Origin of the sequence: Streptomyces thermocarboxydus (assembly GCF_024760485.1) — a bacterium.
GTDB lineage: Bacteria > Actinomycetota > Actinomycetes > Streptomycetales > Streptomycetaceae > Streptomyces > Streptomyces cellulosae.
On sequence record NZ_CP058273.1, the window covers coordinates 7,326,181 to 7,346,498 of the forward strand.

Consider the following 20,318-nt stretch of genomic DNA (forward strand, 5'->3'; position numbering starts at 1 on the left):
GCACACGGCACCATGCTCTCCGTGAGGGATCAGCGAGCTCAGGAATTCGCCCGGTGCGCCGTCGTGCTGGCCGTGGAGCTGCGCGAGACACGGCCAGAGCGTGCCGTAGCCGCCGACCCCGAGAAACAAGCGGACCCGTTCGCCGCTCCTGCTCCGACAGGCGATGACCCCTTCGCTCCGTCCATGGCCGGCCGGGAGGGCGTCTTCGATCAGGCGCTGTCCAACGCCCTGGCCGCGATCGTCGCTTCGGAGTGGCCGGGGGAGGAGTTGGACCGCAATGGACGTGTCCGGTCGGCCAGCGCGCTGCTCAGGCTGATCGAGGAACACGTGCCTGCCACGGGCGGCATCGTCCTCGTTCCTGGCAAGGATCCGTTGCCGGAGATCCCCCAGGGCGACACAGACTCGCTCTTCCAGACGCCGCGATTCTCGTCGCACACCCGGATCGATGTGCGCACGCTCCAGGACGGGATCGAGGCCAGTCAGGCAGCCCGCCACGGCCGCGGTGCCGGAGGTTTGCAGCGTCGCCATATCGAGGCCCTGCTGGCCCTCGACGGTCACCGGAGCCTCGGCGTGATGGGAGAAGAACAGCAGGACCGGATCCAGCAGATCGCGCGGGAAGAGGACACGGCCTCCCAGAAACGAGCTGCCGAATACCTCAAACACATCGGCGAGGAAGAAGCCGCCCGGCGCGCCGAGAACGTGACCAACCCCAACGCCTACCACCCGAAGCACAATCCCGACGGACACGACCTCGACACCTGCCCCGTCTGCGGGCACGAGACGTTCTGCGTCGAGGGCCTCGACCCAATCTTCGGCCGGGTGGGGTACGGACAGTGCCTGGTGTGCACCTACATCCGCACCCCGGGCGCCGCAGAGGACGAGGCCTTCACCGAACATCTCCGGTCGATGGACGACGAGTGATGCCATCAGGCACGCCGAGCCGCGTCCCTTCGGCTGCCAGCCCTCACACCGCACCCGAACCGGGGCCAGCAGACCGGTGCCGTAGCGCCGTGACCTCGGCGGGACGACTGTCGTTGTCCTGGCTGGTGCCGCCTCTTTGCCCGCGCTGTGACGGCGCCCGGTCGAGCGCCGCGTCAGCCCACGACCGACGCGGACAGGTAGGCCCCAGGCGCGCCGCGTCACTCATAGCGCCCCGCCGTGGCGGCACCGGCCGCCCAGCAGACGCCGGATCGTGGGACCGGCGGTAAGGGACGGCACGGCCATGACCCCCACCTACCCCCGTAAACGATCCCAGCGGCGCAGCGAAATCCCCCACGGCCCGCAGCAGACCACGGGCCTGCAACAGATCCGCGACACCCTGCCGCCCGCACCCGAACCCCGTACGGTCGAGCCCGCCCCGCGCCCGGCGGGCCAGGAGGTGCCACCTGAGCTGCTGGCCCTGGTGGCCCACCACTGCCGCCGCATCAACGCCTACCTCGCCCGCGCCCAGCACCTGCAGACCCTGCACGGTGATGACATGAGGCAGTGGCAGCGCCTGGTCCTGTACGCCCTGACCGACGTCTTCGCCCACAACTACCTGCTGGTCGGCACCCTCGCCGCCTACCTCCAGCGCCAGGACCTCCCCCCAGATCTGCTGCGCCGCTACCTGCAATCCCCGGACACCGACCGCTACATCACCCGCGAGGCAGTCCAGCACCTCGACGGCCTCACCGGCGCCGTGCCCGAGGAAGCGGCCCAGCCTGTCTGGACCGGCGTCGGCCGACGGATCGCCCGCGACGACGGTTGACGGCCACACGGTCCTCGCTGCGAAGCGACGTCGCCGGAACGCGGGCCCGGCCCTCGCATGGAGAGGCCGGGCCGCCGAATCTGGCTAGGTCACTTGGTCAGGCGCAGTGTTACCGATGCCTTCTTCGTGCCGGGGAACTCGAAGTCGAAGTTGGTCCGTGTTCCCATGCCGCGTGCGTCGACCAAGCGCCAGTGGTGGCCCTCCGGCCAGATCTCGACGATTGCGTCCCGGCCGTCCACGCGGGTGTCCTCGACCCCGCCGTACACCTTCAGGGTGTTGCCGGAGCAGGCCAGTACTCAGTGGGCACGTGCGCCCGGGATGGTCGGGGACGCGGACGAAGGGCAGCTTGCGGCGCTTGCCGGGGCGGCGGTGCCGAGGGCGAGCCCTGCGGTGAGGAGAACGGCAGCCAGGGCGGAGGTGAGGGTTTTCCTGAGTGTAGGCACAGGGCCGTCTTCCTTTCATGGTGAGGGATGACGAGAGCAAAGTACGGGCCTGAGCAGGGCGGAGTGCGGCGCTTCCCCGAACGAGTGAAAGCAGATGCGGTAGGTCGGCGGTCAGCTGTGGGAGGGCAGTCCGCATGGATTCGCGTGCGGAAGCACGGAGGCACACGTCCCTCGATCTTGTTGTTGAACGTCTCCCCATGTCGATGTTGAGCCGGTATGGTCACTGCACGTATGCGCCTGGCAGCAGAGCGATGTCGGCGTGTGTGGTAGGGCGATGTCTCGAGTAAGGGGGTGGTCGGGATCGCTGCTCCGACCACGGGACAGACAGCGGTGCGAATGCTGTTCATCCTGGACCGGCTGGGGGATGCGTGCCGGGCCGGTGACGGCGTGCCGGAGTCGGCGGTGCGGGTGATTCAGTCCGAGCGGAAGCTGCAGAAGCTGGACTTCCTCATACGCAACCCGGACTACCTCGCCAATGTGATCATCTCCGGGTGCGAAGAGGGGCGTCTGCCCGGCCGGCGCCTCCTGGATGCGCGAGTGGTGCTGGAAGAGCGGGAGCCGGAGCTGCACACCTACCGGATGCTGCGGGGCCAGCACGGGGCGTTCGAGCAGTTGAACAACGCGCTGAGTGTGCTGCGGCATCTGGAGCTAATCGCCATCCGGCGGGCGGGCCAGGTGACCGACGCCAAGGTACGGCGCCGCGACTACTACCTGCTGGAAGCCGGAGCAGCCCGAGCGCAGGAACTGCGCACCACGGAGCCGCTTTTGGCCTGGTACGACCAGCAAGCCGCGTATGTGGCGATGGCGGCGGAAGGCATGTCCGGGGGACAGCTCAAAGCGCTGCAGTACGGGCACGAGGAATATGCGGGCACTCCGGAGGGGCGGCTCATCGGAGGGATCACCGCCCGGGTGAGGCAGCGCCTGGAGGCGGCACTGGCACGGGAGGGACTGGCGGCGTGAGCCGGAGCATCACACAGGTCGAAGACGACGCCGCAGGCCCGGTCGAAGCATGGCTGGAGGAGATCGCAGGGGCGTCCCAGCAGCCGGTCGAGGTAGTGCGCGAGGTCCTTGCCGAGCACGGGGTACGGGCGCACACCGCCCTCCCGCGCCCCCACCGGATCCTGGTGACCGCGGTGGAGTTCGAAGGCATCCGCCCGGCTCCCGACGGCCAGCAGCAGGACGCGGCCGACATCCCCTTCCGCTTCCACTGGGAGCCCGGGCCCGGCGTGTGGTGCCTGGCCTCCACGGGAAAGAACGAGGCCGGCAAGTCCAGCGTCCTCGAGATCATCCTGTGGTGCCTGCGCGGCCGGGCGGGCCTGCAGCGGGACGTGCGCAGCTGGCTGCGCCGCGTCCGCACCGAGTTCCTTCTCGACGACGAGCCGCTCGTGGTGGAGATGACGGTGACCGGCGGCATCCCCACCGGCAGCGTGGTGTCGAAACAGACCGGCGTCGAACTGGTGTCGTTCGACGGCATGAAGGCGTTCGAGGAGTCGATGGACGCCTTCATGCTGGACCGCCTGGGACTGGAACCCCTGCGCACCCAGCAAAAGCCCCGCGGGGACGTGGAGGCGCTGCCGGTCACCGGAGAGCTGTCCTGGCCCTCCTACGCCAGCGGCCTGTACATCAACCGCAAGGGCCTGGGACACCTGCTGGGCAACGAGTCCAGGAATGCGCTGCCCACCCGGCTGCTGGAGCTGTTCCTGGGTGCCCCTTGGGCGCCGACCATGGTCGCGGCATCGGTCGCCCAGAAGGTGGTGGCCGCCCAGCTGTCCGCGGCCCGGCAGCGGGCCGCCGCCGACGCCCAGGCACGCCGCGCGCAGCTGGGCGAGCTCACTCGGCAACTGGAGACCGAACGCGCCCGCCTTGAGGCGCTGCCCGAACAAGGACAGGCCGCCGCCGACCTGAGCGCCGCCTACCGGACGCTGGCCGCCGCCACGGCCACGGCCGGCGAGGCGCAACGCGCGCTCGCGGCGGCCCGTCTGCGCCACGACACCCTCGAGGAACAGCGGCACAGCCTCGCCCAGGCCGTGCAGACCGCCCAGGAAGCAGCACTGGCCCAGGCGTTCTTCCACACCCTGATGCCGACCGTCTGCCCCCGCTGCGACACGAAAGTCTCCAAGGAACAGTGGGCCCGCGAGCGGGAGGGGCACTGCTCGCTGTGCACCTCCCGCCTGCCCGAGCCCACCGACCACGACGCTCACGGCGACGAAGAGACGGAGACGGCGGACGATCTGCGCCAGGCACTGGCCGGCGTCCAGCAGGAGGCGGAGGAAGCCGCCGGCCTCCTGGCCGCAGCCCAGGCGCAGGCCTTGGCTGCGGCCGACGCCGTCACCCGAGCCGAGGCCGCCCTCCAGGAAGCCCTGAAGGACCCCGGCACCAGCGAACGGCGCACCGTGGAACTGGCCGTGGCCCGCCTGGAGGGAGCGGTCGCCGAACGCACCGGCCGCTTCGCCGATCTGGACGCAGCCGTCGACATCACCCCACTGGAAGTAGCCAACGCCATCCTCAAAGCCACGGAGAAAGCCGCGCACACCCGCCGGACCACCGCCCTGAAGCACGTCCTCAAGGACGTCGAGAAGGACATCGTCACGATGGGCCGCGCCCTGGGGCTGGAAATGCTCCAACGCGTCGAACTGGGCACCGGGGCCACCCTGACCGTGTGGAAAGGCGGCCAGCAGCACACCTACGGTTCCCTGACCGAAGGCGAACAGCTGCGGCTGAAGATCGTCACCACGACCGCGCTGCTGCGGCACGGCATCCGCAGCGGTGTCGGCCGCCACCCCGGACTGCTGATCGTCGACTCCCCCGGAGCCGAGGAAGTCGACAGCAAGGACCTGCGGCTCATGGTGCAGGACCTGGTCACGCTCACCGACATGGCGCCCGGGCTGCAAGTCATCATCGCCACCGCCCGCGGTGAGGACGTGGCCTCCCTCATCCCCGAAGGCCAGCTGCGCCTCGCTCCGCCGGGAGCACGCCTGTGGTGACTGCACTAGCCCCGCCACGCCAGGACGCCCACCGACCGCGCCTGACCTAGAGTCCAAGCCGCACACACGTCCGGCGGCGGGAAGGAGGCAAGACGATGCCCAGCCCCTCAGGCGACCCTCTACGCCTCCTCGCCGACGCCCGCCGCACCGGCGCACCCCCGCCTGCCCTGACCGACCTCGGCGGCCCCGCGATCCTGACCGACGCCCGCCACGATCTGCTCGACCACGACGACCTGCCCGCCCTGGTGACGCTCGTCTGCAACGACGCCCCCACGCTGGCAAGCCCCACCGGCCGGGACTTCCTGCTTACCGCCGCGGTCCCCGACGACCCGCTGCTCCTCGAAGAGGTCGTCACCGCCCTGCTCACCCACCCCGGCGCCATCGAGGTCCTCGGCGAGGACCTTGCCGACGCCTGGCTGGACGCCAGCCGTACCCGTCTGGACCTTGTCGGCGGCATCGCCCTGGAAGCCAGCGCCCGCCTCATCCTGGCCGGCATCGCCAGCCACTACGGGCTCCTGGACCGGCTACGCCGCCTGCGCAGGGAACTACCACGCATCGACGAAGACTTCGCCGCCCGCGCCGTCCGTGTAGCGGGCGCACTCGCCGAACACTTCTCCGCCCCGGAAACCCCCTCGCTGCTGGAAGACCTGCTCGACCACGACGACGTTGCCGACGACGCCGCCTTCGAGCTGGGCATGCTCACCCTGCGCCAAGCCCTCACCACCGACACCCTGGACCAGGCCCGCCCCCAGCTCCTCAAAGCCCGCGCATACCTCAGCGACGCCCACTGCACGGAGGAACGCCCCGACGCAGCCGGCTTCGGCGCCGCCCTCGACGCCCTCCTTGCCTACAGCTCAGGCGCCACCATCTCCACCGACACCCTCCGCCAGCTCCAAGACGCGATCTTGGACATCCGCCTGAACCTCCTCGGCCTGCCCCCCGGCTGGCGCACCCCCCGCCTGGACACCCTGGGCACCTGGCAACGACTCCTCGACACCCTCACCCGCGCCCAAGCCGCCGACCGGCCAGGCGCCTGGCTGCACGCCGCCGCAGTCATCACCAGCCTGGTCGACGTCTACGCGGCCCACCGCAGTCTCGACCTGCTCACCCCCACCGACGGCTCCCTGCCGGCCACTGCACCTGGCACACCAGTTTTCGCAACCGGCCTGCACGCCGTCCTGGCCCCCCGAGTGGAACAGAGCCTGCTCGCCCGTGAAGGCGGCCTGGCCCTGCTCGACCAGTGGCTCGCCGAGCTCAGCACCGCACCCGAGACCGACCAGGACCCCACGACACCGATCGTGCGGGAACAGGCCACCGCCCTGCGTGAAGCCCTGACAGCCGGAAGGCAAGACCCCGGCCCAAAAGCTGACAGCCCGGCGACCGCACTCGCCGGGCTCCCCCTCCACCCCGACGACGCCGAGCGCCTGTCCGGCTTCCTCGCCACGGCCCCCGAACTCACCGAACGCCTGGCCAGCATGTGGGAGGCCCGCCAGGCCCAGGAACCCGTCGACGAGATCCCCGTCATCGCCGCCGCCTATCGCGCAACCCGCACCGAGCTTGGCCAGCAGTGCCCCGACGGCTACACCGGCCAGTTCGCCGCTGACATCGACCGCATCCTGATCTACCTCCTCCGCTTCCTCGACCTCAGGTTGAACGAGACCCAAAAATTCGGCGGCGACGCCCGCAAGTACCTCCGCCGCCTCAAAAAGGACGAAGACAAACCTCTGGAAAAGGAGCTGGGCAGAGACCTGCGCGACTTCCTCCGCGGCCAAGGACTGCGCGTCGAACTGGAAGTCAGCAACGTGGGAGCCGGACGCGTCGACATCGCCTGGCGCCCCCACGACGAACTGATCACACTCGAACTCAAACGAGACTGGGCCAACCCCACCTGGGATGCCTACACCAAAGCCTTCCTGCCACAGGCCATCGCCTACCAGGTCAACGGCCCGCCCGTGAACTTCCTCGTCGTCCTCGACCTCACCGACAAACCTGACGGCCTGGCCGCGGTGCCCGCCTGCGTGCACGTCCGCACGGTCCCCGGCCCCGCCGGCGACCCCAGACCCCGCACGGTGATCATGCTGCGCATCCAGGGAAACAAGCGCGACCCCCACGAGCTGTAAACATTACGCCGCAAGCGTTCCAACTCTCAGGCATATCCCCAGCTGAAGATGTCGGTCCCCAGCTCGGCCAGTTCTCCTACCGCCGCCGCTTCTCTGCCGCTCGGCTCGCCCCTGGCGTCGTCAAAGCGCGTTCATTCCGCAGTACTCCACTCCACCCCTGACGTCAGATAGACAATAGGAGGACTCCGGCTCCCAAGTGCGAGACGGTGGTTTACCCCGGACGTGATGGTCTGCTCAGCGGACGCGCTGCGATGGTCATCGCGTCTACTCCACGGACCCAGCCGTACGACATCTGGTACCTGTAACAAGCTCACAGAAGGCCGTCGCGTCGATGATCCTGCAGTCAGCGGCTGGTCGCGGAGGCGATGGCACTGCGGATGGCCATGTCCACGGAGCGCTCACTCGTCAGTTCGCAGTAGTAGTGCGCGCTTCCGGGGTGTTCCCGCAGTACACCGGCGAGGATCTGAGCGGCTTGGCCGCGCAGTTGGCGCAGCCAGTCCCGGGTTGCGATCTGCTGGTCGAACTCGTTGGACGCCGCGTCCCAGGTACACATGCCGCGGGCCGCATCCTCCAGCAGATCCCACTCCTCTTCACGGGCGGCGTGGCGTGCGACGCCGCGCAGCCACGCGATGGCCCGCTTGAATTCGTCCCACTTGGGCCAGCTGGTGCCGTCGCCGTGCACGTGCCCGGTTATCGCCTGGACCAGGGCGTGGGCTTGTTCGGCGTTGGCGAGCAGGAGCGGTGCGGCGATATCCATGTCCAGGCGCGGCAGGGCGTCCAGGTACAGCTCGTAGTCGCCGCCGTGGTCGGCTACGAGCGCGAGCAGCCGGCGAGCCGCCTCGGCGTCCCCGTCCTCGGCTCCCTGCAGAAGCTGCTGCGCCCGCGCAATCGGCAGCTCCAGGGACGAGGCCATCTCGCGCTCGACCAGGTCGAGGAATTCGTCGACGGTCTGCGGGCGGTTCGACGGCTCACGGAAGGTGCACTGCCTCACGACCGCACGCCAGGGACTGCCGTGCGGCGGAAGCAGGGGCACGTTCGCCTCGGGTTCGGTACCCGTCAGCAACCAGCCAATGACCCTTCCCAGGCTGTAGATATCGCTGGAGGGACTCGCGTTGTGCGGATCGACGGTCAACTCGGGGGCACCGAACTCGACCGTGCCGATCTTCCGGCCGGTGCGCCCGGGGCTGGTCGTCTGACCGCGGGGTCGGCGCACGATGCCCCAGTCGCCGAGGACCCACCGGCCGTCGAGATGCAGGATGTTGGCCGGCTTGATGTCCCGGTGCAGGTAGCCGAGACGGTGGGCGTCGGCCAGGGCAGCCGCGACCGCGTCCACCAGGGTCCGCAGTTCGTCGCCGTCGTGCTGCAGTTCCGGCTGGCGTTGCTCGGCGGTGCCCTGGGCCAGCGGCATGACGAACCACTCGGCTCGCGGGCTGAAGTCGAGGACCGGCATGACGTGGCGGTTGCCGCCAAGTATCTGAGCGGCCTCGATCTCACGCCGCATCCGCGCGGTCAATTTCTCGCGCAGCGACTTCGGCTTCTTGAACGCAACGACAGTGTTCGTCGGTTTGTGGACGGCCTCGTGGACGACGCCCATGCCGCCCTCGTCACCGCCTGGAAGAGGAAACTTCTCCAAGGCGTAGTCGCTGCGCTCACCACGGGCCTCCTGGCGTACCGCGGCGTACGGATCGGCGGCGTGCGCCGGCGGCTGCTCCTCGACCGCATGCGGCCCGGCAGGGAAATGGCCGGTGATTTTCATCAGGACGGGGTGAATGGCGCCGATGTCGTTCGTCGGCAGCGAGCCCAGCAGGTAGGCGGGCCCGCCCTCTGGGCTCTGGGCCAGGCCCAACACCTCGCCGAGCTGTACCTCGGCGGTCGGCTCGCTCTTGCGGGCCGCCGCATCGAGGGTGTGCAATTCCACGCCGATGCCGGAGCCAGCCCGCCCGGCCACCAGGACGGCATTGCTGCCGCCACGCGCCACGTGCCCCGGGTAGGACACCGGGGTCAGCATCCGATCCTCCCGCCCGCCGGCGCTCGTGCTGACGGAGAGGTCAACGACGGCGCTGTGCCCGCCGGCAGCAAGGAGGAAGCGCCGCCCGTCCAGCCAAACGGCCGACCGCACCGCCGCGTCGAAGGCGATGGAAAACCGATGCTGATCGCCTACCTTGTCACCGAGCCGGGTCAGCGCGAGAGTCGAGCCGGTGGCGGCGCCGAGCGTCGCCCCGGATCCGGACAGCACCCACACGCCCCCATCGGGGCCGATCAGCAGGCTGGCGTTCGCCTCGAACCCACCGCCCACCACCCGCAGCACGCCGCCATGCCACATCACCACCGCCGGCCCGCACAGCACACATACGGCTCCATCCGGCAGCACGATGGCGGCACCGTGCACGTCGGGCAGAGGCAGCCGCCACCGAAGCCCGCCTCGCTGCAGATCCACCTCCGCAAGCCCGCACTCGGTGGTGACCAGCGCCCGCTGTGGCGACTCCCAGGCAAGGCCGCTCGGACACAGCGGCCAGTCTTCCCCGGCCAGAACCACGGAGGCCACGATGCCCGGCGCCGTCCGGGACGGCACGGTGAACGGTCCGGGCGGACGGGACGACAGGGACAGCAAAGGAGCCGGTACCTCCGGCTCCTTCAACAGGAGTTCCTGCAGCGGCGTGTACGGTGGACGCGGCGTGCGGAAGGCGGCGCGGATCAGCGTCGCGAGTGAAACAAGCCCACACACGGCCGCTTCCAGATGGTCCTGGTCGAGGAGCACGCCCTGCCCGCCCAGGGCCACGCGCAGACCATCGTCGACCGCACAGCCGGGAGTCCGCGCACACAGCAGAACCCAGCGCACCTCCGGCCCCAGACCACTCTGCTCCCGGGCCCGCACAGCGGCCCGGGCGGCCTCGGCCACATCGGGTCCGGAAGCCGACAACACGGTGATCGCGTAGTCGCGTCCGGAGAGTTCGAAGAACACGGCCGGTTCATCCGGCGCACGGTAATCCACCGTCACTTCCTCGTCGGCGCGCCGGATGAGGGCCGTAACCACATCGCCGAGAAGCCGGTGCCTGTCCGACTCAGGCAGTTCAACGCTGTGGCACTGCCCGTATTCGGACAGTAGCTCCCGCACGTCCTCCATCGGCCCACCCCGCGCATCGTGCCCACCGGGCACCACGCCCGGAGGACCGATTCTTGCGCACATGCAGGACATGACGTGTGATGATCACGGAGTTCGTCCCCCTCCACCGCCGGACCCATTTTTCCGTACCGCAATGTGCCGATGCGTGCTCGGCGCCTGCCAGCGGCCGGGTCTGATGCAGGTTCGGGTGACAGGTTCGGTCACGCGGCCTGGAGAGCCGGCCTGGTCATGACGGTCTCGAATTCGATGGGGGTCAGCCGGCCGAGTGAGGCTTGTCTGCGGCGTCGGTGGTAGGTCCGCTCGATCCAGGTCACGATCGCGATCCGGAGTTCTTCGCGGGTGGCCCAGACACGGCGGTCGAGGACGTTCTTCTGCAGCAGGCTGAAGAAGGACTCCATGGCCGCGTTGTCGCCGGCGGCTCCGACCCTCCCTATCGATCCGGCCATCCGGTGGCGGTCGAGTGCCCGGACGAACTTCCGGGAGCGGAACTGCGATCCGCGATCGCTGTGCAGAATGCACCCGTCGACGTCTCCACGCCGGGGTAGATCCTTTTCCCGGCAGATGCGCCTGCGACAGATAGGCCGCGGCCCGCTGCAGAACTTCGTTCTCCTGCTCCAGCAGCTTGATCCGACCGCCGCGCTTCCCGAAGCTCGGCGCTCTCCTGGCCGGTCGTTCCGGGCTTGGCCCCGTTGTCGGTGTCCGCACGACGCATCCACTTCCACAACGTCATCGGATGGACTCCGAAGTCGGTGGCCACCTGCTCGACCGTCACACCCGGCCCGCGATTCCTCGCAACCCGCACGACGTCCTGGCGGAACTCTTCCGGATAAGGCTTGGGCACAGCGACATCCTTCCCGCCCGCCCCACAGGGCGAGCCAGTTCAGATGTCACCCGATCGTGCGGCAGACCCTACCTTCCCCGCAACACGGGTCTCACCGATCCTCGAACAGGCGAGCTCTGCCCCCCCTACACTGTGCTGCACGCCGCACCGACGCTGTCGAGGCGACCAGCAAGACGATGACGGCCCCCCCTCAACGTGTCTAAGGGGAGGGCCGTCATGTTGCGTGTGCGCCAGCCGGTCAGGCGGTGGGCTCAATCTGCAGCTCGCCGCTGCCGGCGGCGCTCACGAACGCGGACCAGGAGGACCGTGGGAAGACGAGCGCAGCGCCTTCGGGAAACTTCGAATCGCGGACGCCGACCACGGACGGGAAGGCGGCGGCCTCGATGCAGTTGTTACCGGCACCGTCGGAGTACGTCGACTTGCGCCACACTGCGCCTGCGGCAGTCAGCTCTGGTGCCATGGGGGTGGGCTTCTTCATGCGGTGATCTCTCTTTTCAGGCCGTCAATGAACTCGGTTGTGTCCTCCGGCGGTAGGGCCGAAGCTGTTATGGCGTTGAACTTCCTGGTGAAGCGGCCAACTTCGCGCGGCTTGTCACTGACGGACGTTGCGCTCCATGCGTTGTCGACCTGGACCGATGTGGGCAGTTCGTCGCCGAGGTGCATCACGCTGAAGTCGTGGGAGGGCAGATATCCCCTGATCTTCATCGGGAGCATCGGCAGGACCTGGATGGTCACGTTGGGAAGGCTCGCCAGCTTGATGAGCTCGTCGTACTGCTCCACCATCACGTCGACGTCGCCGATCAGGTTTCGCAGGGCGGGCTCCCAGAGCACTGCCCGCAGGGTCAGGGGTTCCTCCGACCGGGTGAGCGCATCCTTCCGTCGCATGCGAACCTGGACGTTACGGCTGATGAACTCGCTGGTGGTCTCTTCGATGGGCTGCGCCAGCTGGTAGAGAGTGCGGGCGTACCCCTCGGTCTGCAGCAGACCGAGGATCAGACTCGGATGGAACGCCCAGGTTTCACGGGCGGCAGACTCGATGCCGACGAAGCGAGGCATGCCCGAGGGCATGGTCGAACGGTACGGAGTCCACCAGTCCTGGCTCGCCGCTTCGCGCTGGATGGCCAGAAGCTGCTCGACATCACGGTCATCGGTGACGCCGTACAGCTCAAGCAGGGAACGGAGATCGGCAGCCGATCGCAGGTCCTGAAGACCTGTCTCCACCCGTTGCAGCTTGGCGAAGTAGAGGCCAGACACCGCTCCGGAGTCGACGACCTCCTCCAGCGTCATGCTGGCCCGCTCGCGGAGTTGGCGCAGTTCGTACCCCAGCTCGATGCGCCGCACCGTCGGTCTCGGCTTCTGTGCCATGCGTCCGCCCTCCCGTCTCATGCGCTTGCCGAAACCGGCGATGCGCGCAGTCTGACATGCCATTTGCTCGTCGCAGTAGCCCATGCGCGCGCCCTGGCATGTGCCAATTTCGATTCCGGAGAATATTCGTTGGCGTATCCGTTGCGGGATAACTTTCCCACAGGGCACCGTAGTTGAGCCATAGCGCGGAGTGACCGCTGCAGGGTCGTAGGACCCGCTGTGTCCTGCGCTGCAACGCCCGACCAGCTACGGAGGACCGGCATGACTTCGATCCCGGCATGCACGCCGACGACCGTCAGCTCTCCTGCTCTGCGCGCCGGGCACGAGCTCTGTATCCAGCGGGATCCCGGATCCACGCCGGGTCAGCTAACCCGGGCGGATGCAGCTTGGCCCGCACGTCTTCGCCGCATCACGCGGGCCGCACTGAGCAGCTGGCATCGTCCCGATCTCGCCGAGACGGCAGAACTACTGACCACGGAACTGGTGACCAACGCCCTACAGCACGGCTCCGGCTCTGAAGTGAGGTTCCGCCTCTGTCTGCGTGACGACGACCTCCTGATCGAGATCAGTGACGGCTGCTCCGCCGTCCCCACCCCGCGCAGCCCGGCACCAGACGACGAGAACGGCCGAGGCCTGCTCCTCGTCGAGGCACTGGCGGACGCCTGGGGAGTCAGCGAAGACGGCACCACCACCTGGTGCACCCTCCCTTTGACCAAACGACCCCAAGAATTGGACCCCGCCGCCGAGGTGACCGCGCCCGTCTTACGCGAGATGCCGTTGCACTTACCCGCGGACCCGAGCGCAGTGAGGATCGCCCGCGTCTCCGGCCGCACGACCTTGGCGATGCTGGACTGGCCCGGTGACGGACATGCCGCGATCGCGGTGCTTGCCTCGCTGGTCGATAACGCCGTGACCCACGGCCTCCAGCATGGACAGGACGGGCAGAGCATTTCCGCCCGCCTCAGCCTCACCGAGGCCCGCGAACTGGTCATCGACGTCACGGACCCCACCCCGCACTTCCCCGACTTCCTTGAAGCTGTCGACGGTGCGCGGGGGCGTGGATTGTGGAATGCCCGCCAGCGTGGAGCGCGGCTCTCCTGGTTCATCGCCCCCGGCTCCGACGGCAAGACGGTACGGGCCACCCTCAAGCCGGGGCGGGTGGAACTGTGAGCACCCAGGTCATGGCCCCGCTGACCGGCGCTGAGATGATGCAGCACCTGGTCGATTCCGCCGGAGCAACACAGCAGCCGGCCGCCGACATGGCCGACCTCGCCGAGATGATCCGCGCCCTCCTGGCCGTCGAAGCCCGCCAGGACACCCGCCTCCGACTGGGCGGCAACCTGTTCGACGTCGTCATCAGCAGCTCGGGCCCGCAGGCACGACTCGCCGTGGAGCTGATGGACGAGATCCAGGGCGGATGCGGGCCCGTGATCGAAGATCCAGAACATGGCTGGTTCTACTGGCTGGTCCCGCCCGGGTCCGCCGACCAGTGGGCACCGCACTCGCACGCGGTATGCCTCGGCGCCCCGCACACGATCACGCTGCCCTCGCTGAACCGGACCGCCCCGCCGGGCCCGTACTGGCACCGACCGTCAGCCAGCGACCGCCTCGTCCCCACGGGCCCCTTGCGTGCCGCGCTGGAGCAGCTCCGCCCCGAGCCGAACCCGCACGCCGCGCTCGCCGCCCGCCTCGGTACCTCGCTCTAGACGTACGGGCCGCGACCTGCGGCCCCAGGAGACTCCGATGAAATTGCAGAACGTCGCCGCTCTCGCCCTGGTTGCCGTCGGGGCCGCGCACCTCGGCCAGAAGGAACGGCACCAGCGGCAGCAGCACGAAGTGGCCGCCATGCGGAACCAACTCGAATGGCTGCGCCACCTCACGACCCACCGCGACGCCGCGCAGCTCTGGGCGCCGGAGGACATGCCGGTCGAGGAGTACATCCGGCTCCTACACGTCAACTACCAGCTGTGCATGCTCTCCCTGAAACACCGGCTGGGCCTGCTCCGTGGCCGGCCGTTGCGGTACTGCGCCGACGAGGTCATGCGGCGTCCGGACGGCCGGCGGTACTGGGAGCGCCTCGGCGGCATCCGCGAGGCCGAGGCGGACGGCGACACCCGCGAGATCGAGTTCACCGACGTCATGCATGCCGCCTACCTCCGCGCAACCCGCACCAGCGGCGCGCCCACACGCACCGTGCCCGTCGCCGAGTGACGCAGCCTCGTCGATGGGCACGGCACCAGCCCCTGAGGCCTGGAAGATCCGGCCGGCCGCAGACCCTTGCCTTCACCACTGACCGCAGCACCACCTTCGGGGGACACCGTGGACCGACCGATAGCGCCGTACGTAACGCCGTGGACAGGTGAGAGCACGCAGCCCGCGCCGCTGACGGTCACCGCTTCCGGCGTCGCCTCCTCCGACCCGCTGAAGGACGCCCTCGCGCGCGACCTGGACGGCGTGCTCTGGACGTTGTGCTCTGGAGCGACCCGAGGCAGGCCCGAGTACGCGGCCGAGCTGCACCCCTATCGGCAGCGCACGGCAATGGAGCAACTCCTGTGCGCGTGCTGAGCCGACGAGCCAGCCGCAATCAGGACGGCATGCTGTGGGTCCTGCCGCTGCTGGACGAGGCTGTGCAGACGCGGTGGGAAGGCGTGCGCACCGCAATCCCGCCCATGTGCGAGCCCTGCTCCAAGTCGGCGCCCCGCCTGTGCCCGCGGCTGCGCGACGGGCATGTACTTCTCCGCGTACGCGAGGCCGAGCTGATCGGTGTACGCGGGGACGCTCTACCCCCGGCCAGGCTGCCCCGGCCCCGCGGTCGACGATGCGCTCGTTCTGCGCCGCTCCCCGGGCGAGCGGTTCGTCGTCGCCCGCCAGGCGGTGCGTGAGCTGTGCGACATCAGTGTGGTCTCCTTCGCGGCGGCCGCGTCCTGACCGCCTGCCCGGCGACTCGGAGACCCCCGAACGGGCCGCCGGGCAGGCTCCCGACTCCGCTCCAGCTCAGATCCTGCGCTGCCGGCGGTGTCGACCAACGGCAGTCCCCGGCCCGGCAGGGCTGAACACCCATCAGCTTCCCGCCCCTCCCAGGTGCGGGCAGGCGGGCCCTCACCGCAGGGCCTGTGGCATCACCGGATGCGGGCAGCCGTCCCGCTCCGCCGTCTCAATGAACAGGAGGAACATCCCATGCAGTTCGAGTCCACCAGCGCCGCCCAGAGCGCCGTCCAGGCGCCGGCCCAAGAGCCCGACGAGGTCACCGGGCCCGTCGTGGTCGCAGTCGACGTGGAGGACGAGGAGTAGCCCTCCCCTTCTTCCGCACTGTCCTGGTGCTGCTCCCGCCCGGCCTGGGGCCGGGCGGGAGCAGCACCCCCTCGCTCTTCACCCTGGAGGCCTGTGGTGATTCACGTGTTCGTCGGGCCGTCGCTGCCGCGGTCCGAGCCGCAACTCGCCGCTCCGGATGTACGGGTGTGGCCGCCCGCACAGCACGGTGACTTGTTCGCCCCCGAGATCAACAGCGATGACACGGTGGTCCTCATCGACGGCGTGTATCACCAGGCGCCGGCGCTGCGGCACAAAGAGATTCTGGCCGCGATGGGTCGAGGCATCCGGATGGTCGGTGCTGCGAGCATCGGCGCGCTGCGGGCGGCTGAACTGGCGCCGTACGGGATGCACGGCGTCGGCCGCATCTACGCCGCCTATGCACGCGGGGACATCGACGGCGATGACGAGGTGGCCGTCGGCCAGGCCCCTGACGACGCACGCGCCCTTACCTGGCCGCTGGTCAACCTGCGGCACGCCCTTGAGCTCGCGGTCGCGCACGAGGTCCTCGACGCCCCGCGGGCCACCGGACTTCTGCAGGCGCTGCGCGCGGTCTACTACCCGCAACGGACGTGGGCCGCCGTACGGGCCGTATGCCACAACCGGGGCGAGAGGACGTTCGCGGACTGGCTGGACGAGCGGCGCAAGCAGGACCCGCACTTCGCTGACCTCAAGCGCGCCGACGCGATCGCCGCCGTGACGACCGCACTCGACGGAACCGCCGCGGCGGCGAGCGCGGCCGTCGCCCCGCCGCGGTGGGAGACGGCCTACTTCCGCCGCTGGTCGAACGCCGCCGTGCGGGAGCAAGTCGACGGCCTGAACCTGTCCACCGAGGACCGTCTCGTCTATCAGCAGGTGTTCGACCCCGACTTTCCCGGCAGATGGGCGGCCTACCTCGAACACCTCTCCCAGCACCCCGCCGACGGCGAGCCCGGGTTGCCGCTCGCCGAGCGCCTGACCCAGACGTGTGGCGGGCGCCTGCCCGCAGACCGCCTGTTCCACCCCTGGCTCGACCTGCGCTGCGAGGAGACCGTGGGGCTGCTGCTGGCCGGTGAAACCGACCAGGACCGGCGCGCGGTCGCCCGATACGCCGACGTCCTCGCCCGAGCTCGCCGCCGGCGCCCCGGGATGTCCGCGGCCGCAGTCCGCGACGAGGCGGCCCGCGACCTCCTGCTCACGGTGTGGCGCTGCCCGCAGGAGCACCTGGAGACGGAGGCGGCCGCACGGGGACTCGGCCGGGCAGCGAACGCGGTGGAGGCCGCCAAGCGGTTCGTACTCGGGTTCCTGGAAGAGACGCAAAGAATGGAGACGACCTGTGCCGGGCATTGACGAGCGGCTGGTGGCACTGCCAGGCACCGTACGGGCCCGGCCGCCTGAGGACACCTGGGAGGCGGTGGCCGGCCGTCTGGAGGAGTTCGGCATCACCCGGGTCGCAGACCTGACAGGCCTGGACGTGATCGGGCTGCCGGTGTGGGCGGCGATCCGGCCGGCGTCGATGACTTTGTCCGTGGCGCAGGGCAAGGGCGCCACCGCCCTGTTGGCGAAGCTGTCGGCGGTGATGGAGGCGATCGAGCTGTGGCACATCGAGCGGCCGCTGTCCATCGCCACGGTGGGCCCGGCCGCCGAGGTCGCCCCTGACTGCCCGGTGGCCGCGTTACCGACCACCGCCTCCTACCCCGAGGACGCTCTCGCCAGGGTGGTGTGCGAGTGGACGCACGGCCTCGGCCTGGTGAGCGGCGCGAAGACGCTGCTGCCGGTCGACCTGGTTCGCCGCCGCGTTCAGCGCCGCCCGTGGACCGCAGATGTGTGGCGGGCGACCAGTACCGGTCTTGCCTGCGGCAACACCCGCGACGAGGCGATGGTGCACGCCCTGCTCGAGGTGGTCGAGCGCGACGTGCTGCACCAGGACACGCGCACAGGTGGACGGCGGCGCACGCTGATCGATCCCCGCACGGTCGACGACCCCTTCGGCCGCGAGGTGATGGCCCGACTGGCCACTGCGGGCATCGCGCTGGAGATCGCCCTCGTAGAGGGCCCGTACGGGCTGCCGGTGTGCCTGGCGTATCTGTGGTCGGAGGACCACCCGGTCGTCTTCGCGGGCGGCGGCTGCCACAGCGACCCGGCCATCGCCCTGACGCGGGCGGTGACCGAGGCCGCGCAGTCCCGGCTCGCCGCCATCGCCGGAACCCGCGACGACCTCCCCACCGACCCCGGCAGCTTCGACATCCCGCCCTTCCGTCCAGGTCCAGCCCGAACCGCAGGTCTTGCTCCGTGGCCGGAGGTGACGGCGCGCTTCACCCCGGCCACCGGCGGCTTCGCCGACCAGGCCCTGGACATCGCCCGCCGCATCGAGCTCATCACCAGCCACGAGCCGGTCGTCCTGGACCTGACCGCCCCCGGCTGTCCCGTCCACGCCGTGCAGGTCGTCTGCCCCGGCACCCACTCCCGGATCAGAAGGTCGATGCCCCGATGAACCCGACGACCACCGGCCCAGTCCCGGAGCCGCTCACACCCGCGCAGGAGGCCCGCTCAGCCCGGTACGACGCCTTCCACGCCGCCCGCGGCCGCAGCTCTGTGGTGGCCGGCCTGTACGCCCAGGCGATGGGCGAGGACTACCCCGTGGAGGTCGCCGCCTCCAGCTCCTGCGACTGGCCCCTGCTGGGACTGCTGACCGCGAGGTTGCGCCTGCGCCCCGGCCAGCTTCTCGTGGACGCCGGCTGCGGCGCCGGTGGCATCGGCCTGTGGCTGGCCCGTGCCCTTGCCGTCCGTCTGACGGCCTTCGACCTCTCACCCATCGCCACCGCTCAGGCCACTGCCCGGCGCGCCCACTTCCTCGGGCCCAACGCCGACCGCGCCGTCTTCCGCGTCGGGGAGCTGGAGCGCACCGGCCTGCCCGACGGCTGCGCCCACGGCATCGTGTGCGTGGACGCCCTCGGCGGTGCCACCGACCGCGGGGCCGCGGTGCGCGAGCTCGGCCGCATCCTGGCCCCGGGCGGCCGCCTGGTCGTCACCCGCGCGCTGCGGCGCGGCGCAGAACCGGCGTGGCACGAGCAGGCCGACGCCGCCGGCCTGTCGCTGGAGCACCTGGACGAGCGGCCCGACGAGCCCGCCATGTGGGAGCGGCTCTACCAGCTGTGGATCGCCCACGCCGACCAGCTGCGGCGCGAGCTGGGCGCCTCACCGGCCGAGAACATGCTCCGCGAGGCACACCGCATGCTCCCCAAGGTCCGCAGAAGACGGGCCGTTGTGCTGACGTTGCGGCGCCCACCATCAGCGACGAGCGCAAAACGGGCGGCCGATAGGATGACCGCGCCCGACCGCCACCCCAGCGACATGCCCGCGACCAGCGAGGAGACCCCGCAGTGACCCAGCGCCACACCCGTGCGGCGGTGTTCTCGGCCGGTTCCTGGGGCACCGCTGTAGGCAAGATCATGGCCGACGCGGACACCAACGTGATCATGCACGCCCGCCGCGGCGAGATCGCCGACGCGATCAACGCCACGCACCGCAACCCCGGCTACTTCCCGGACGTCGAGCTGCCCCACACGGTGACCGCGACCACCGATCCGGCCGCCGCGCTGGAGGGCGCGGACTTCCTCGTGCTGTCCATCCCCGCGCAGTCCCTGCGTGCCAGCCTCGCGGCCTGGGCTCCGCACATCGGGCCGCACACCGTGATCGTGTCGCTGATGAAGGGCATCGAGATCGGCTCCGGGCTGCGGGCGAGCCAGGTCATCACCGAAGTGACCGGCATCGCCGCCGACCGGGTCGCGGTGCTGTCCGGCCCGAACCTGGCCCGCGAGATCATGGGCGGCCAGCCCGCCGCCGCCACCATCGCCTGCCCCGACGAGGACGTTGCCCACCGCGTCCAGCGCGCGTGCCACACCACGTACTTCCGCCCCTACACCTCCACCGACGTGGTCGGTTGTGAGTTCGGCGGCGCGGTGAAGAACGTCATCGCCCTCGCCGTCGGTATCGCCTCCGGCATGGGACTGGGCCACAACGCCCAATCCATGCTCATCACCCGGGGCCTCGCGGAAACCACCCGGCTGGCCACCGCACTGGGCGCCCACCCGGCCACTCTCGCCGGCCTCGCCGGTCTGGGCGACCTCGTGGCGACCTGCTCCTCACCGCTGTCACGCAACCGCACCTTCGGCACCCACATCGGTCAAGGCCTGACCATGGCCGAAGCAACCGCGGCGACCCGCCAGACCACCGAGGGCGTCAAGTCCGCCAAGGCGATCCTCGCCCTGGCAGGCATCCACGGCGTCGAGATGCCACTCACCGAGATCGTCTCCGACCTGCTGCACGAGAAGGTCACGCTCGACCAGGCCGCGGCCGCGCTGATGCAGCGGCCCCCCAAGCCCGAGCGCTAACAACTGCGGCGC

Annotated in this window: 19 protein-coding genes and 1 pseudogene; 14 read left to right on the top strand and 6 right to left on the bottom strand. The window is 69.9% G+C overall.

The window, feature by feature from the left end; all coding sequences use genetic code 11:
* Positions 1–21: 21 nt before the first annotated feature.
* The gene (locus AY578_RS33420) at positions 22–921 is read left to right on the top strand and encodes a hypothetical protein (RefSeq protein WP_258907052.1); all 900 of its coding nucleotides are present in this window, start codon (positions 22–24) and stop codon (positions 919–921) included.
* A 301-nt stretch (positions 922–1,222) separates the two neighbouring features.
* A complete protein-coding gene (locus AY578_RS33425) occupies positions 1,223–1,747 on the top strand; it encodes a hypothetical protein (protein ID WP_258907054.1) in 525 nt (174 codons plus the stop codon).
* Between the two features lie 89 nt (positions 1,748–1,836).
* On the opposite strand, the gene AY578_RS33430 is transcribed toward AY578_RS33425, so the two are convergent.
* Positions 1,837–2,013 carry a hypothetical protein gene (locus AY578_RS33430; protein ID WP_258907062.1) on the bottom strand — a complete coding sequence of 59 codons (177 nt, stop codon included), beginning with the start codon at positions 2,011–2,013 and terminating at the stop codon, positions 1,837–1,839.
* Positions 2,014–2,526: 513 nt separating this feature from the next.
* Between AY578_RS33430 and AY578_RS33435 the strand changes: the two genes are divergently transcribed.
* From AY578_RS33435 to AY578_RS33950, 3 genes are all read left to right on the top strand, one after another.
* Positions 2,527–3,150, top strand: coding sequence for a hypothetical protein (locus tag AY578_RS33435; protein WP_258907064.1), 624 nt, complete (start codon positions 2,527–2,529; stop codon positions 3,148–3,150).
* Positions 3,147–5,174, top strand: a complete 2,028-nt coding sequence (locus tag AY578_RS33440) for a hypothetical protein (RefSeq protein WP_258907065.1) — start codon at positions 3,147–3,149, stop codon at positions 5,172–5,174. The genes AY578_RS33435 and AY578_RS33440 overlap by 4 nt, the downstream gene beginning before the upstream one ends.
* Positions 5,175–5,269: 95 nt before the next feature.
* A complete protein-coding gene (locus AY578_RS33950; protein ID WP_337590635.1) occupies positions 5,270–7,294 on the top strand; it encodes a hypothetical protein in 2,025 nt (674 codons plus the stop codon).
* A gap of 343 nt (positions 7,295–7,637) precedes the next feature.
* On the opposite strand, the gene AY578_RS33450 is transcribed toward AY578_RS33950, so the two are convergent.
* From AY578_RS33450 to AY578_RS33465, 5 genes and pseudogenes are all read right to left on the bottom strand, one after another.
* The gene (locus AY578_RS33450; protein ID WP_258907076.1) at positions 7,638–10,418 is read right to left on the bottom strand and encodes a protein kinase domain-containing protein; all 2,781 of its coding nucleotides are present in this window, start codon (positions 10,416–10,418) and stop codon (positions 7,638–7,640) included.
* Between the two features lie 200 nt (positions 10,419–10,618).
* Positions 10,619–10,933, bottom strand: a pseudogene (locus AY578_RS34235) (transposase); the annotation flags it as partial.
* Positions 10,849–11,259 carry a transposase gene (locus tag AY578_RS34240; protein ID WP_370879122.1) on the bottom strand — a complete coding sequence of 137 codons (411 nt, stop codon included), beginning with the start codon at positions 11,257–11,259 and terminating at the stop codon, positions 10,849–10,851. The gene AY578_RS34240 and the pseudogene AY578_RS34235, both read right to left, overlap by 85 nt.
* Positions 11,260–11,497: 238 nt before the next feature.
* Positions 11,498–11,737, bottom strand: coding sequence for a DUF397 domain-containing protein (locus AY578_RS33460; RefSeq protein ID WP_258907078.1), 240 nt, complete (start codon positions 11,735–11,737; stop codon positions 11,498–11,500).
* Positions 11,734–12,624 carry a helix-turn-helix domain-containing protein gene (locus AY578_RS33465; RefSeq protein WP_258907080.1) on the bottom strand — a complete coding sequence of 297 codons (891 nt, stop codon included), beginning with the start codon at positions 12,622–12,624 and terminating at the stop codon, positions 11,734–11,736. The genes AY578_RS33460 and AY578_RS33465 overlap by 4 nt, the downstream gene beginning before the upstream one ends.
* A gap of 261 nt (positions 12,625–12,885) precedes the next feature.
* Between AY578_RS33465 and AY578_RS33470 the strand changes: the two genes are divergently transcribed.
* The 9 genes from AY578_RS33470 (at position 12,886) to AY578_RS33510 (ending at position 20,306) form a co-directional block, all read left to right on the top strand.
* Positions 12,886–13,794, top strand: coding sequence for an ATP-binding protein (locus AY578_RS33470; protein WP_258907081.1), 909 nt, complete (start codon positions 12,886–12,888; stop codon positions 13,792–13,794).
* Complete coding sequence (locus tag AY578_RS33475) at positions 13,791–14,330, top strand: hypothetical protein (RefSeq protein WP_258907083.1); 540 nt, start codon at positions 13,791–13,793, stop codon at positions 14,328–14,330. Before AY578_RS33470 ends, AY578_RS33475 begins: the two co-directional genes overlap by 4 nt.
* A gap of 37 nt (positions 14,331–14,367) precedes the next feature.
* Positions 14,368–14,835, top strand: a complete 468-nt coding sequence (locus AY578_RS33480) for a DUF6082 family protein (RefSeq protein WP_258907085.1) — start codon at positions 14,368–14,370, stop codon at positions 14,833–14,835.
* Positions 14,836–14,943: 108 nt separating this feature from the next.
* Complete coding sequence (locus AY578_RS33485; RefSeq protein ID WP_258907087.1) at positions 14,944–15,189, top strand: hypothetical protein; 246 nt, start codon at positions 14,944–14,946, stop codon at positions 15,187–15,189.
* Between the two features lie 198 nt (positions 15,190–15,387).
* Entirely contained in the window at positions 15,388–15,552 is a 165-nt protein-coding gene (locus tag AY578_RS33490) for a hypothetical protein (protein WP_258907088.1), read from the top strand.
* Positions 15,553–16,008: 456 nt separating this feature from the next.
* On the top strand, positions 16,009–17,262 hold the full coding sequence (locus AY578_RS33495) for a TfuA-like protein (RefSeq protein ID WP_258907090.1): 1,254 nt from the start codon (positions 16,009–16,011) through the stop codon (positions 17,260–17,262).
* Complete coding sequence (locus AY578_RS33500) at positions 17,249–18,406, top strand: YcaO-like family protein (protein WP_258907092.1); 1,158 nt, start codon at positions 17,249–17,251, stop codon at positions 18,404–18,406. The genes AY578_RS33495 and AY578_RS33500 overlap by 14 nt, the downstream gene beginning before the upstream one ends.
* A complete protein-coding gene (locus AY578_RS33505) occupies positions 18,403–19,299 on the top strand; it encodes a class I SAM-dependent methyltransferase (protein ID WP_258907094.1) in 897 nt (298 codons plus the stop codon). The genes AY578_RS33500 and AY578_RS33505 overlap by 4 nt, the downstream gene beginning before the upstream one ends.
* Positions 19,296–20,306 (top strand): NAD(P)H-dependent glycerol-3-phosphate dehydrogenase, encoded by a 1,011-nt coding sequence (locus AY578_RS33510; protein WP_019527696.1) that lies wholly within the window; start codon positions 19,296–19,298, stop codon positions 20,304–20,306. Before AY578_RS33505 ends, AY578_RS33510 begins: the two co-directional genes overlap by 4 nt.
* Positions 20,307–20,318 lie beyond the last annotated feature (12 nt).

Excerpts from the sequence above, each read along its gene's own strand:
- AY578_RS33425 (WP_258907054.1), top strand. The coding sequence starts at position 1,223 with ATGACCCCCACCTACCCCCGTAAACGATCCCAGCGGCGCAGCGAAATC.
- AY578_RS33435 (WP_258907064.1), top strand. The coding sequence starts at position 2,527 with ATGCTGTTCATCCTGGACCGGCTGGGGGATGCGTGCCGGGCCGGTGAC.
- AY578_RS33950 (WP_337590635.1), top strand. The coding sequence starts at position 5,270 with ATGCCCAGCCCCTCAGGCGACCCTCTACGCCTCCTCGCCGACGCCCGC.
- AY578_RS33450 (WP_258907076.1), bottom strand. The coding sequence starts at position 10,418 with ATGGAGGACGTGCGGGAGCTACTGTCCGAATACGGGCAGTGCCACAGC.
- AY578_RS33460 (WP_258907078.1), bottom strand. The coding sequence starts at position 11,737 with ATGAAGAAGCCCACCCCCATGGCACCAGAGCTGACTGCCGCAGGCGCA.
- AY578_RS33465 (WP_258907080.1), bottom strand. The coding sequence starts at position 12,624 with ATGGCACAGAAGCCGAGACCGACGGTGCGGCGCATCGAGCTGGGGTAC.
- AY578_RS33470 (WP_258907081.1), top strand. The coding sequence starts at position 12,886 with ATGACTTCGATCCCGGCATGCACGCCGACGACCGTCAGCTCTCCTGCT.
- AY578_RS33480 (WP_258907085.1), top strand. The coding sequence starts at position 14,368 with ATGAAATTGCAGAACGTCGCCGCTCTCGCCCTGGTTGCCGTCGGGGCC.
- AY578_RS33505 (WP_258907094.1), top strand. The coding sequence starts at position 18,403 with ATGAACCCGACGACCACCGGCCCAGTCCCGGAGCCGCTCACACCCGCG.